Annotated in this window: 9 protein-coding genes and 1 pseudogene; 2 read left to right on the top strand and 8 right to left on the bottom strand. The window is 70.4% G+C overall.

What is annotated here, in order from left to right:
* Positions 1-152: 152 nt before the first annotated feature.
* Complete coding sequence (locus AB0383_RS28495) at positions 153-641, top strand: Rv3235 family protein (RefSeq protein WP_366188985.1); 489 nt, start codon at positions 153-155, stop codon at positions 639-641.
* A gap of 33 nt (positions 642-674) precedes the next feature.
* Here AB0383_RS28495 and AB0383_RS28490 read toward each other — a convergent pair whose 3' ends face one another.
* The 8 genes and pseudogenes from AB0383_RS28490 to AB0383_RS28455 all read right to left on the bottom strand — a co-directional run bounded on the left by AB0383_RS28490 (position 675) and on the right by AB0383_RS28455 (position 12,182).
* Positions 675-1,883, bottom strand: a complete 1,209-nt coding sequence (locus tag AB0383_RS28490; RefSeq protein ID WP_366188984.1) for a cytochrome P450 — start codon at positions 1,881-1,883, stop codon at positions 675-677.
* Positions 1,884-2,074: 191 nt separating this feature from the next.
* The gene (gene secA, locus AB0383_RS28485) at positions 2,075-4,981 is read right to left on the bottom strand and encodes a preprotein translocase subunit SecA (protein WP_364172091.1); all 2,907 of its coding nucleotides are present in this window, start codon (positions 4,979-4,981) and stop codon (positions 2,075-2,077) included.
* 261 nt (positions 4,982-5,242) lie between these two features.
* Entirely contained in the window at positions 5,243-5,950 is a 708-nt protein-coding gene (gene raiA / locus AB0383_RS28480) for a ribosome-associated translation inhibitor RaiA (protein ID WP_364050270.1), read from the bottom strand.
* A gap of 540 nt (positions 5,951-6,490) precedes the next feature.
* Positions 6,491-6,853 (bottom strand): annotated as a pseudogene (locus tag AB0383_RS28475) (ComF family protein); the annotation flags it as partial.
* A gap of 578 nt (positions 6,854-7,431) precedes the next feature.
* A complete protein-coding gene (locus AB0383_RS28470; RefSeq protein WP_366188983.1) occupies positions 7,432-9,183 on the bottom strand; it encodes an LpqB family beta-propeller domain-containing protein in 1,752 nt (583 codons plus the stop codon).
* On the bottom strand, positions 9,180-10,889 hold the full coding sequence (mtrB, locus tag AB0383_RS28465; RefSeq protein ID WP_366188982.1) for an MtrAB system histidine kinase MtrB: 1,710 nt from the start codon (positions 10,887-10,889) through the stop codon (positions 9,180-9,182). Before mtrB ends, AB0383_RS28470 begins: the two co-directional genes overlap by 4 nt.
* Positions 10,890-10,983: 94 nt before the next feature.
* Complete coding sequence (mtrA, locus tag AB0383_RS28460) at positions 10,984-11,661, bottom strand: MtrAB system response regulator MtrA (protein WP_139099890.1); 678 nt, start codon at positions 11,659-11,661, stop codon at positions 10,984-10,986.
* 179 nt (positions 11,662-11,840) lie between these two features.
* Complete coding sequence (locus AB0383_RS28455) at positions 11,841-12,182, bottom strand: bifunctional 3-phenylpropionate/cinnamic acid dioxygenase ferredoxin subunit (protein ID WP_364172097.1); 342 nt, start codon at positions 12,180-12,182, stop codon at positions 11,841-11,843.
* Positions 12,183-12,349: 167 nt separating this feature from the next.
* Here AB0383_RS28455 and AB0383_RS28450 point away from each other — a divergent pair, with 167 nt between their 5' ends.
* A complete protein-coding gene (locus tag AB0383_RS28450) occupies positions 12,350-13,135 on the top strand; it encodes an IclR family transcriptional regulator (RefSeq protein WP_364172099.1) in 786 nt (261 codons plus the stop codon).
* The last annotated feature ends 154 nt before the right edge of the window (positions 13,136-13,289 follow it).

The raw sequence follows: 13,289 nt of genomic DNA, 5'->3' as shown, positions 1-13,289 counted from the left end.
CGATCCGCGTGCGCGGCAACGGGCGTAGCGCATCTTGCAGATCGGAATGGGCGGTTTCGCGGATTTCGCCGGATCGGGCGCAGGCAGTCCCGGTTTCGGCTTTGTCCGGGCACTACCTGCAGCGGATCGTCCGCGTTTCAGGGGAGGAACACATGACGACCCACCGCCTCCGGGGCCTCGCGGGCAGCGAGCCCGCCGCCCGGCCCCGCACTGTCCGCCACGTCACGCGGCATCGCCCGCCGGTCCGCGACCTGCCACCCGCGGGCCACAACGTGGTGCAGCTCCTGGGACCCCCGAGCGAACGCCAGTTGACCGGCCGCCTCAACGCCATCCTCGAAGTCCTCGGCGGCCGCCGTGCCGCGGCGCAGGTGCAGAACCTCGTCGACCCGGCCTTGTTCGCGCGGCTTCTGACGCACAGCCGCCTGCCGAGCACGCGGCATCGGGTCGGGACGCTGCACGTGTGCCACCCGACGGATCTTGCGCTGGAGGCCGCGACGACCATTCGGAATGGGCCTCGGGTGCTCGCTTTGGCGGCGCGGTTCGAGCGGACACGGACGGGGTGGGTTTGTACGCGGTTCCACTTGCTGGCGCCGCGGCTGGGGCCGGCGCGTGCGGTGCCGGCGCGTCCGTCGGCTGCTTGATGGGACGGGTGTCCCGAACAGCAGGTCACGGCGTCAGCCGATCGCCACCGGGAGTTGGGACAGGCCGCGCATGGTGATGGTCGGGTTCCAGGTCGGGGGACCGACCAGGTGCAGCGCCGGGGTGCGGACGGCCAGTTCGCGCAGGGCGGTCTGGCCTTCGAGGCGGGCCAGGGGCGAGCCGAGGCAGAAGTGGATGCCCTGGCCGAAGGCGAGGTGGCGGGAGGGCTTGCGGGTGGGATCGAAGGTGTCCGGGTCCGGGTGGGTGGCGGGATCGCGGTTTGCGGCGCCGATGAGGACGATCGCCTGGGCGCCGGGGGCGACGTCGGTGGTGCCGATGCGCGTGGGCTTCAGGGCGACGCGGCTGGTGAGCTGCACCGGGGAGTCGTGGCGCAGGACTTCTTCGACGGCATTGGGCGCGAGGGCGCCGTCGTCGCCGAGGGAGCGGAGGCCCGCGTCGGTGCCGAGCAGGGCGAGGACGCCGTTGCCGATGAGGTTGGTGGTGGTCTCGTGCCCGGCGACTAGCAGGAGGGTGAGCGTGACCAGGAGTTCGGCCTCGGTGAGCTTGTCGCCCTGATCGGTGACGGCGACGAGGTCCGACAGGAGGTCCTCACCGGGGTTGCGGCGGCGTTCGGCGGCCAGTTCGCGGAAGTAGGCGTTGAACTCGCGGCCGGCGTCGCCCGCTTCTTCGAGCACGGAGTCGGCGACAAGGAACGCCGGGTCGAGGGCGCGGGCCAGCGCGTGCGACCACTCGGCGAAGCGCGACCGGTCGGCCATCGGGACGCCGAGCATCTCGCTGATGACCTCGACCGGCAGCGGCGCGGCCAGCGCGGTCATCAGGTCGGCCGAACCGGCGTCGATCAGGTCGGAGATCAGGCGCGCGGTGATGTCCTCGACGCGCGGGCGCAGGCGCTCGACCATCCGCGGCGTGAAGGCCTTCGACACGAGCCGGCGCAGGCGCGTGTGGTCCGGCGGGTTGAGACCGAGGAACGACACCACCGGGCGGCCCTCGGCATCGACCAAGTCGTCCGGGTGGCGGGTGGCCGGGTCGAGGACCTCGGGCTGCGGGTGCCCGAACGCGGGATCACGCACGACCTCCGTCGCCTCCGCCAGGCCGCTCACCACGAGGAACCCCGGCGCGATCTCGGCGACGGGCTCGGCCTCACGCCACTTGCGGTACAACGGGTACGGGTCCGCTTTGTACTCGGGCGCGAACATCTGTGTGAAGGTTTCCAGGTCAGCCACGGCTCTCCCCCTCGACGGCACCACCGACCACGTTAGGCGCGTAGGCGAATCCCGTCACGTGAAGGCGGCCGGGCCCGGCCCTTCGAAGAACTTCGTCGGCAACAGCGGTGCTTCGCCGCCCGAACGCGACCCCGGCGTAGCGCACAAAGAGGGCGGGCCACACGAATGCGGCCCGCCCTGGAAAACCTGCGTCAGCGACGCGGGCCCTTCTTGCCCTTCTTCGCCTGCGCGCGCTCGGCGGCGCGGCGTTCGCGGCGTGTGTTGCCCGCGCCGGCGCCGTCGGAGTCGGCACTGTCCGAATGGGACTCAACACCGCCGCCCTCGGCGGGGCCGGACATGGTCAGTCCGGATTGGACGCCGCCGCCGACGCCCTTGCCGCGCAAGGCCGACGGCACCGACTCGGTGTCGGTCGTGGGCGGCTGGGGCGGGGTCGGGCGTGAGTGGCGGCCGCCGTCGTCGCCGAAGGAAGCGGCCGCGGCGCCCGTGGCCGACGTGATGCCCGCGGGCAGCGCCGACGGGTCCAGCTGCGGCGCGGGCTCGGGCTCGCTGCGCTCGACCTGGAGGTTGAACAGGAAGCCGACGGCCTCCTCCTTCAGCGATTCGAGCATCGCGCGGAACATGTCGAAGCCCTCGCGCTGGTACTCGATCAGCGGGTCGCGCTGAGCGAGTGCCCGCATGCCGATGCCCTCCTTGAGGTAGTCCATCTCGTAGAGGTGCTCGCGCCACTTGCGGTCCAGCACGGTCAGCATCACCTGGCGCTCGAGGCGGCGCATCGCGCCCTCCTCGCCCACCAGCTCGTCGATCTCCGCCTCGCGCTTGTCGTACGCCTCGACCGCGTCGTTGACCAGCGCCTCGCGCAGGCCCTCGGCGTCGAGGTCGCCGTTCTCCACCAGGTCGTCCCAGTTCAGGCCGACGGGGTAGAGCGTCTTGAGGGCGGTCCACAGCTGCTCGTGGTCCCAGTCCTCGGCGTAGCCCTCGGAGGTGGCTCCGTCGACATACGCACCGACGACGTCCACGGTCATGTGCTCGATCTGCTCGCGCAGGTCCTCGCCCTCGAGCACGCGGTGGCGCTCGGCGTAGATCACCTTGCGCTGCTCGTTCATGACCTCGTCGTACTTGAGGACGTTCTTGCGCGTCTCCATGTTGAGCTGCTCGACCTGCGTCTGCGCGCTCTTGATGGCCTTGGAGACCATCTTGTGCTCGATCGGCACGTCGTCGGGCAGGCGCATCGTGGTCATCACGCGCTCGACCATCACGGCGTTGAACCGGCGCATGAGGTCGTCGCCCAGCGACAGGTAGAACCGGGACTCGCCCGGGTCGCCCTGACGGCCGGAACGACCGCGCAGCTGGTTGTCGATGCGGCGCGACTCGTGGCGTTCGGTGCCGAGCACGTAGAGACCACCGGCCTCGCGGACCTGCTCGGCCTCTTCCTTGGCACCGGTCTTGATCTCCTCGAGCACCTTCGGCCACGCGGCCTCGTACTCCTCGGAGTTCTCCACCGGGTCGAGCCCGCGCTCGCGCAGCACCTGGTCGGCGATGATGTCCGGGTTGCCGCCCAGCACGATGTCGGTACCGCGACCGGCCATGTTCGTGGCGACGGTGACGGCGCCGACCTTGCCGGCCTGCGCGACGATCAGCGCCTCCCGGCCGTGGTACTTCGCGTTCAGCACCTCGTGGGGCACGCCCAGCTTCAGCAGCAGCTTCGAGAGGTGCTCGGATTTCTCGACGCTCGTGGTTCCGACCAGCACCGGCTGGCCCTTCTCGTGCCGCTCGGCGATGTCCTCGGCGACGGCCTCGAACTTGGCCTGCTCGGTCTTGTAGATCAGGTCGGCGCGGTCGGCGCGCACCATCGGCCGGTTCGTCGGGATCGGCACCACACCCAGCTTGTAGGTCTGGTGGAACTCCGCGGCCTCGGTCTCGGCCGTACCGGTCATGCCCGAAAGCTTGTTGTACAGGCGGAAATAGTTCTGGAGCGTGATCGTGGCGAGCGTCTGGTTCTCGGCCTTGATCTCGACCTTTTCCTTGGCCTCGATCGCCTGGTGCATGCCCTCGTTGTAGCGGCGGCCCACCAGGATGCGGCCGGTGAACTCGTCGACGATCGTGACTTCACCGTCGCGGACGATGTAGTCCTTGTCCTTGTTGTAGAGCTCCTTGGCCTTCAACGCGTTGTTCAGGTAGCCGACCAGCGGCGTGTTCGCGGCCTCGTAGAGGTTCTCGATGCCGAGCTGGTCCTCGACGAACCGCACGCCCTTCTCGGTGACCGCCACGGTGCGCTTGCGCACGTCGATCTCGTAGTGGTACTTCGAGTTGATCAGGTTGGTCTTCTCGACGCGCTCGCGCGAGCCCATCGTGGTGGTGTCGATGCCCTGCATCAGCGGCGCGAGGCGGGCGAACTCCATGTACCACCGCGACGACTGGTCCGCCGGCCCCGAGATGATCAGGGGCGTGCGCGCCTCGTCGATGAGGATCGAGTCGACCTCGTCCACGATCGCGAAGTTGTGCCCGCGCTGCACGCACTCGTCGAGCGACCACGTCATGTTGTCGCGCAGGTAGTCGAAGCCGAACTCGTTGTTCGTGCCGTAGGTGACGTCGGCCTCGTAGTGCCGGCGGCGCTCCTGCGGGTCCTGCTCGGCGAGGATCACGCCGACCTCGAGCCCGAGGAAGCGGTGGATGCGGCCCATCCACTCGGCGTCGCGCTTGGCGAGGTAGTCGTTGGTGGTGACGACGTGCACGCCGTCGCCCGACAGCGCGTTGAGGTAGGCCGGGAGCACGCAGGTGAGGGTCTTGCCCTCACCGGTCTTCATCTCGGCGACCTGGCCGAGGTGCAGCGCCGCGCCGCCCATGATCTGCACGTCGTAGGGCCGCTGGCCGAGCACCCGCTTGGCGGCCTCGCGGGCGACCGCGAAGGCCTCCGGGAGCAGCTCGTCGAGCGACTCACCCTTGCCGTACCGCTCTTTGAACTCGCCGGTCTTCGCCTGCAGTTCGGCGTCCGACAGGTCCTTCACGTCGTCTTCGAGGGTGTTGATGTGATCGGCGATGTTGCGCAGCCGCTTCACCATCTTGCCCTCACCCGCGCGGAGCAGGCGGTTCAGCACCATCCGGTCGACCTCACTAGCTGATCATGATCGCACCCGAGCCGGTCCCGGGCTTGTGGGCACGGCGCGCACTCGTAGTGCGGCGCCGCCGTCTCACCACATCGTAGGGAACACACAGTGGTCCGCGCACGCACGTGCTCGCAGAAGGTCACGAGAGGCCCCTTCGCACCCTACTCCCGGCACGCGGGTGGCCCGCACGCGCTCGCGTGCGGGCCACCCGTGGCACCGGCCGGCTCCCCCTCCGGCCGCGCCGGCTCGGCAGGCTCAGCCGCCGAGCCGGATCACGCCGTAGTCGAAACCCTTCCGCCGGTACACGACGCTCGGCCGCCCGGACTCGGAGTCGTTGAACAGGTAGAAGTCGTGACCGACCAGCTCCATCTCGTAGAGAGCCTGGTCCACCGACATGGGGTCCGCGTTGTGCTTCTTCTCGCGGACTACGCGGCCGGGCTGGTAGCCCAGATCGTCGTCTTCCCAGCGTTTCTGCTGGGGCAGGGTGATCTCACCGGAGCTGACGGCCGCGAAACCATCGGTGATCGGTTCGGCCGTGTCCGCGGCGGGTGCCTCCAGCACCGCCGTGCTCGCTGTGGGACGGGCGACGGCGTCCGGCGATCCGCCGGCCATCGCCATCGAGGTCGCCTCGGCGACCGACTCCGGGCGGCTGCGCCCGTAGTGCACGCGCCTCCGGTCGTGTGTCCGCCTCAGCCGGTTCTCCAGCTTCGTGACGGCGGAGTCGAGCGCTGCGTAGAAGTCCGCGGCGCACGCTTCGGCGCGCACGGCCGGGCCGCGGCCCTTTCCGGTGATCTCGACGCGCTGGCAGCTCTTCGCCTGCCGGCGGTTCGGCTCGTGGAACAACTCCACGTCGTACCGGATGACCTTCTTGTCGTAGCGCTCAAGACGGGCCAGCTTTTCGCTGACGAGTGCCCGGTAGTGGTCGGGCACCTCCACGTTGCGGCCCTTTACGACGATGTCCATACACGACCTCCCTCGCTGAGATGACTGCGAGCTGTTGTGTGTTCACACGGCGCCGGTAGTGCGGGGACGGAGCCCGGATCTGGCGGGCTGAGAAGAACTCGATGGCCGGTCACGACGTCTCGTGGCGGATGCTCGAGCGCGGACTCAGCGCGCCTCCGGCGCCAGGGACATGGGCTGCACACCTCCCTGCCTGCGGGGATTGCTGATAGCGGAGCACGTTAGCTTCATCACGCCTCTCGCAACAGCCCCCGGGCCGGGGGATGTCACGATTCGGGAACCCGTTACGGCGCGCAGCGAAACCCCCGTGTGCAGCCCGAAATCCCGCCCCTGACGGCCGAACGCGAGCGATGCATTTTCACGCGTACGGCGCAACGGTGCGGGAGCCCGGAAGCCGAGAGTCACGGCCCGCCGCGCCACAGCCGCCACCCCGGTGGAGTGTTCGGCCGCCCGCGTGAATCCGAGCCAGACCCTCATGTCCCGACAACGGGCGGCCGTCGCGCCGCGTTCCCTCTTGACGTCACTCGTGTAGGTGACGTCTGCTCACCCTGCGGCGAGCAACGCGACCACAGCCGACACGGCGACCCCGGCGTCGGTGAGTGCCCGCACGCACGCGGCCGCCGTGGCACCCGTGGTGACCACGTCGTCGAGCACCACGACCCGGCTGCCCGGCGGTGGCCGGCCGGCGGGCACGAACCGCAACCGCCCGGCCAGGTTGGCGACGCGCTCCGCCCGGCTGAGACCCACGGCGTCGCGGGCGCCCTTCAGCGCGAGAGCGGGCGCGACGAAGGCCTCGGCGCCCGTTTGGGCGAGACAGCGCGCAGCGGCCTCGGCGAGGCGCTGCACGTGCGGGCCACCACGGAGGCGTGAAGCCGAGCGACGGCTCGGTGCCGGGACGAGGCACCACGGCCCGGCGCGCACGGAATCCCCGGCGGCTGTGCAATTCCAGGAGACGGTGGAATCTCTGCGGACCTTGGAATCCCTAGGGAAGGTGGAATTCCCGGGGACAGCGGGCTTTACGAGGCGGAGATCGGTGGGCGAAGACCCGACGAAGGTCGGTTCATCGAACGAAGGTCCACCGAGTGAGTGTCCCTCGCGGCGCGGGCCGGCGCGGGAAGCATCGGGGCGGGGAGAACCGGCGCGAGGCAAGGCGGCCAGCGCGGACGCGAGCACCCGTCCGAGTGCCGGCGCCACATCGCGGCGCCCGCGCTCCTTGTAGGCGATCAAGACGCGCTTGGCGACACCCTGGTAGCGGGCCAGCGCGTACGCGGGCGCGAGACCGGTCAGCGGCGCGCGGACCACCTCCGTGAGTGACCCCCACACCCGCGAACACTCCGCGCAGCAAGGGACACCCCGGGCACCACAGCCGGCGCAACGGGCGGGAACGAGCAGATCGAGAACCATGACTCGCAGTGTGCACCCGGGCACCGACAGTTTCGGCACCCTCGAGCCCCGCCCGGCGAAAACGAGCGGAATAACCCTCGTCAGCCCGGGTAGAACGGCGTCGCGTTGAGCATCGTGTGGGCCTGGGGCCGCCAGACCTCACCCAGTTCGGTGGCGTTCCACAGCCCGCCCGGGTCGGCCACCACGATGGGCCGGTTGGGTGCGGCCGTGACCGCGGTGACCGGCGCGGTCAGGTTCGAGCCGTTGAACGCGTCCATCCGGCGCCCGTCCACGGAAACGCGCTGCACGGGCTGGGAACTCGCCGACGTGACGACCACCAGCGTGTCCGCCGTCGAACCCCAGTCGAGGTCCACGACGTCCGACAGGTCACCGGGCTGGAGCACGCGCGGCTCCCGCAGCGTCACCGTGTCGCCGTCGCGCACGACCGCCGCGACCACGAGCTGGCCGTTGACGATCGCCGCCACGCGGGCGCCGTCGCGCGACAGGCGCAACGCGTCGATGTCGGTGCCGAGCGCGAGCAGGTCGTTGGCGTTCACGCTCTGCCGCAGCCAGTGGCCGGTCGGGTCGAGGACCATGCGGGCGACGATCGAGTGGTCCACCACCGTCCACACCTCACCCGACGGACCGGCCCCGCTCGGCGCGGGCCGCCACGTCGGACGGCTCAGCGAACCGCCTGAGAGGTCCACCAGCGGCAGGTCGCGGCCGAGGTCGCCGACGCGCAGCTGCACGCGGTCACCGCTGCGTTCCACCACCGCGAGCCGCTTGCCGTCGATCGACTGCGCGGCGCTGACCACGGCGTACCCACCGTTGCCCGCCGGGCCCGCCACCGGCGCGCCGTCGGTGAGCGAGCGGATGCGGCCGTCGACGGTCATCAGGCCCTGCAGATCGGGGCTCGGCGAGGAGGCGGCGCTGTAGTTCGGCACGTCGCTGCTTCGCCAGTACTCCATGCCGCGCACCAGCGGCTGGCCGTCGGCGAGCAGCCGGATGCGCGTGGACGTGACGGCCTGCATCGACAGCACGATCTGTGCCGCGATCAGCGTTCTCGTCTCGGGGCTCGCGCCGGTGAGCCCCGAAAGCTGCACGAGCAGCGAGCCGTCGTCGGTGTTCTTCACGTTCGTGTCGAGCGTGACCTGGTCGCCCAGCAGGTTCTTCACGGCCCCGCCGAGCCCGGCCGACGGCCCCTGCACGATCAGGTCCATCACGCGCCCCGGCAGGCCCGACTGCGGCTTCGCCGGCACGTACCGCAGGTCGGGCACGAACGTGCCGGAGTCGGGCGAGTAGAAGCTCACCGGGACGCGGTTGTAGTTCGCCTCGAAGTCGTCGTCGGTCACCACCAGCGTGGCCGGCGGGGAGGAGATGCGCCACTCACCGCTCGGCTGCTTGCGCACCTCGATCGTGAGCTCGGCCGGGCCGGAGCCGGGGATGAACGCGGAGTCGCCGCTCAGTGTGCCCAGGGTGTAGCCGCGCAGCCCGACCTCCCGCACGTTCGGGTCCGGCGGCGTCGTCGAGGACGGCGGCTGCGGCGGGGTCTCGTAGACGGTGCTGAACGTGTTGTCGATGATCGTGATCGCCCGGCTGGGTTTCCACGTGCTGCGCTGCTGGTCGTCGAGGTACGCCCGGGCGGCGGCGTTGTTGGACCGCGGGTCGCCGTTGTTGCGGATGAACTCCCGCACGATGTCGAGCGCGGCGAGGCCGTGCGCCGGCTCGGGAGCGTCGTTGGCCACCGGCGGCGTCGAGTCCACGGACACGACCAGCGGCTGCGACTCCAGCGGTACGTTGGCGCAGCCGGCGAGCAGCAGCAGGCACGCCAGCGCGAGGAAAACGCGCTTCACCGGCCGACCTCCTCGCGGTCGGAACCGCGGTCGGAAATTCGCTCGGCGTCGCGGTCGGCGAGGATCGCGTCGGGCGCCGGCTGCACCTCGAGCACCGACGACGGCGACAGCGTGATCTCCGACGTGGCGTCGGGCGGCGGCAGGCGCAGCGGGTTCTCCTCGATCGGCACGTTCTGGTGGCGGGGCAGCACGAGCCGGAAGCAGGCGCCCTGGCCCAGCTCGCCCCACGCGTCGAGGACGCCACCGTGCAGCCGCGCGTCCTCCTGGCTGATCGCCAGGCCGAGGCCGGTACCGCCGGTGCGCCGGTTGCGCGACGGGTCGGCGCGCCAGAACCGGTTGAACACCAGGTCGGCCTCGCCCGCGCGCAGGCCCACGCCCTGGTCGCGCACGGTGATGGCCACCGCCGTCTCGTTCACGGCGACGGTGAGCTGCACCGGTTTGCCCTCGCTGTGGTCGACGGCGTTGCCCAGCAGGTTGCGCAGGATCCGCTCCACGCGCCGGGCGTCGACCTCGGCGGAGGCGTCCTCCTCGGGCAGGATCAACTCGACCGAGCTGCCCGCGGTCCCGGCGATCACGCGCACCTGCTCGACCGCGCGCGTGGCGATGGGCCGCACGTCGATGTACTCGGCCGACAGCTCTTCGACACCGGCGTCGAGCCGGCTGATCTCCAGCAGGTCGCCGAGCAGCGCCTCGAAGCGGTCGAGCTCGTCGACCAGCAGCTCCGTGGACCGCGCGAGGCCGGCGGGGAACTGCTCGCGGGACGCGTGCAGCACGTCGGCGGCCATGCGGACGGTGGTGAGCGGGGTGCGCAGCTCGTGCGAGACGTCGGAGGTGAACCGGCGCTGCAGCCCGCCGAACTCCTCGAGCTGGCGGATCTGGCGCTGGATGCTCGCGGCCATGCCGTTGTACGACACGGCGAGCTTCGCCAGGTCGTCTTCCCCGACCACGGCGAGGCGCTGCTCCAGGTCACCGCCCGCGAACTGCTCGGCCGCCGCGGCGGCCTGGCGGACGGGCCGCACCACCTGCCGGACCACCAGGTTCGTGATGCCGGCCAGCAACAGCAGCAGCACGAGCCCGCCCACGAGCAGCGTGTTCTGCACGGTCGACACGGTGTTCTGCTCGCTGGTCAGCGGGAACAGCAAGTACAGCTGCAGCGGGCTCGCCACCGAGCTCAGCGGCGTGCCCACGATGAGGTACGTGGTGTTCGCGTTGTTCTCGGAGACGGTGTGCTCGACGCGCGCGAGGTTGCCGCCTTCCACGAACTGGCGCAGCCGCACCGGCACCGACGTGAACGGACCCACGAACACCGGGTCGGCGTCCGACTGGTCGCGCCCGACGCTCGCGAGCACCGGCTCGAACGTGCCCGCCGTGGACCCCGCGGGCGACGCCGACGTCGTGGAGATCTTTTTCAACGCGTTCTCGAGCCGCGTGTGCAGCGCGTCGGGCGACTCGCCTCCGACACCCACCAGCTCGCGCGCCGCGGTGTCGGCCAGTGCCTGCGTCTGCTCGACGGCGGCCCTGCGCTTCGTGTCGAGCAGGCGCTCGGTGATCTGGTTCTGCAGCACCATGCCCAGCACGAAAACCACGGCGGCCGACAGCGCGAGCGTCGAGATCGTCACGCGGAACTGCAGCGAGTGGCGCCACAGCTCGTTGAACGCCACCACCCGGCGGCGCGCCAAGACCACGAGGCGCCGTACGAAGCGCATCGTGGCTCGGGCGAAAGCGGTCAGCCGTCCCACCTTCGGGTGACTCTTTGTCCCGGCGGGTGGGCCGGCTGCCGCGGAAGCCGTCATCGCCTCATCACGGCGGGCCGGCCTTGTAACCGACGCCGCGCACCGTCAACACCACCTCGGGGTGCTCCGGGTCCTTCTCGACCTTCGACCGCAGACGCTGGACGTGCACGTTGACCAGCCGCGTGTCCGCCGCGTGGCGGTAGCCCCACACCTGCTCCAGCAGCACTTCGCGGGTGAAGACCTGGCGCGGCTTGCGGGCCAGCGCCACGAGCAGGTCGAACTCCAGCGGCGTGAGCGGGATGGCTTTGCCCTCGCGGGTGACCTCGTGGCCAGGCACGTCGATCGCCAGGTCGCCGATGGTCAGCGACTCGGCGGGCTCGGCCTCGGTGCGGCGCAGGCGGGCGCGCACGCGGGCGACGAGCTCCTTCGGCTTGAACGGCTTGACCACGTAGTCGTCGGCGCCGGACTCCAGGCCCAGCACTATGTCGACGGTGTCGCTCTTGGCCGTCAGCATCACGATCGGCACGCCGGACTCGGCGCGGATCGCCTTGCAGACGTCGATGCCGTTCATGCCGGGCAGCATCAGGTCCAGCAGAACCAGGTCCGGTTTGAGCTCGCGCAGCGCCGGCAGCGCGCGCGAACCGTCCGCGACCACCGCGGTGTCGAACCCCTCACCGCGGAGCACGATGGTGAGCATCTCCGCCAGCGCGGGGTCGTCGTCGACCACCAAGACACGTGCCTTCATGAGCACATGTTCGCACTACTTGCGCCGCCGTCGAGCACGACCCGCGCGTTTGACCACCAGAAAGATCAAGATCGCGAGCTCGGATTGCTCCATCCGGGCGCTCCCGAGCAGGTGTGGACGGCCCGTGAAGGTTCCCGGGCGGGCGCTCGGGAACCCCCACGGGCCTCGGGTGGGAAGAGCTAGACGGTGAGCTGGGCGCTGCCCTCGCCGACGACCGCCGGCACCGGCGCGTCGACGAACACCACGCCGTCGGTGACGACCACGGCGTAGGTGCGGACCGGGTCCTTCGCCGGCAGGCACGTCGGCGCGCCGGTGCGCAGGTCGAACTGGGCCGCGTGCAGCGGGCACTCCACGAAGCAGCCTTCGAGCCAGCCGTCGGCGAGCGAGGCGTCCTGGTGGGTGCAGGTGTCGTCGATGGCGTAGAAGCCAGTGGCGGTGTGGAAGACGGCGATCGGGATCGGGCCGTCGATGCGGAGGGACTCGCCCTCGGGCAGGTCGGCGACGGCGCAGGCACGGATCATCGGGCAGCCTCCGGGAAACGGGTCACGGGAACCGGGAGCGGTTCGTGAATGTTGCGCATGACGCGTCGATGTGCACTGTGCGCAACAGTGCGGCCCGCGCGCCCTCATCGTCAAGGGATTCGCCCGCTCAGCCGAACAGATCGCCGCCCAGCCGTTAGTGTTGCGCTATGCGGAACCAGGACTCGGGCAACGCAACGGGAAGTCAAGTTCAGTCGGTCGACCGCGCGATTTTCGTGCTGGAACTGCTCGCGCGCAACGGGGAGTCGGGGATCACGGAGATCGCCGGTGAGCTCGGTGTGCACAAGTCGACGGCGTCCCGGCTGCTGAGTGTCCTGGAACAGCACGGGCTTGTCGAGCAGCTGGGCGAGCGCGGGAAGTACGCGATCGGCTTCGGCATCGTCCGCCTCGCCGGCGCGGCCACCGGCCGCATGGACCTCGCGAAACTCGGCCGCCAGACCTGTCAGGCCCTGGCCGAGGAGCTGGGCGAGACCGTGAACATCGCGATCGCCGACGACGGCGTGGCCATCAACATCAGCCAGGCCCGCGGCGCGGCCGCCATCACCACGCAGAACTGGACCGGGCAGCGCACGCCGCTGCACGCGACCTCCAGCGGCAAGGTGCTGCTGGCCGCGATGACCGTGGCCGACCGCAAGCGCGTGCTCGGCCACGGCCTCGAGCAGTACACGCCGCGCACGACCGTGGACCCCGACGAGCTCGAGTCGGAGGTCGAGCGCGTGGCCGAGGACGGTTACGCGGCCTGCTTCGAGGAGCTGGAGCTCGGCATGCACGCGGTCGCGGTGCCGATCCACGGCCCGGGCGGCGAGGTCGTGGCGGCGATGAGCGCTTCGGGGCCGTCGTACCGGCTGTCGAAGCAGCGGATCAAGCAGATCGTGCGGCCGATGACGGAAGCGGCGAACGAACTTTCGGCGCAACTGGGCTACTACGCCGGCTGATACTCCTCCGGCGTCGAATCGCCCCTGCCGAGGTTCGCGTTACGGGCTTCACCTGCCTGGGCGCAAGCGAAAAACCCCTTCCGCGCGCAGTCTTGACACGTACCCCCGCGATCCCGCACTTTGTTGCAGAAGACGGAACACACACCCCCATCCG

It is taken from the genome of Amycolatopsis sp. NPDC051373 (assembly GCF_040689465.1).
Lineage (GTDB): Bacteria > Actinomycetota > Actinomycetes > Mycobacteriales > Pseudonocardiaceae > Amycolatopsis.
This window is presented reverse-complemented; position numbering and strand designations above follow the sequence as displayed.

Coding starts and splice junctions, on each gene's coding strand:
- AB0383_RS28495 (WP_366188985.1), top strand. CDS start 153: ATGACGACCCACCGCCTCCGGGGCCTCGCGGGCAGCGAGCCCGCCGCC.
- secA (WP_364172091.1), bottom strand. CDS start 4,981: ATGGTGCTGAACCGCCTGCTCCGCGCGGGTGAGGGCAAGATGGTGAAG.
- raiA (WP_364050270.1), bottom strand. CDS start 5,950: ATGGACATCGTCGTAAAGGGCCGCAACGTGGAGGTGCCCGACCACTAC.
- mtrB (WP_366188982.1), bottom strand. CDS start 10,889: ATGCGCTTCGTACGGCGCCTCGTGGTCTTGGCGCGCCGCCGGGTGGTG.
- mtrA (WP_139099890.1), bottom strand. CDS start 11,661: ATGAAGGCACGTGTCTTGGTGGTCGACGACGACCCCGCGCTGGCGGAG.
- AB0383_RS28455 (WP_364172097.1), bottom strand. CDS start 12,182: ATGATCCGTGCCTGCGCCGTCGCCGACCTGCCCGAGGGCGAGTCCCTC.
- AB0383_RS28450 (WP_364172099.1), top strand. CDS start 12,350: ATGCGGAACCAGGACTCGGGCAACGCAACGGGAAGTCAAGTTCAGTCG.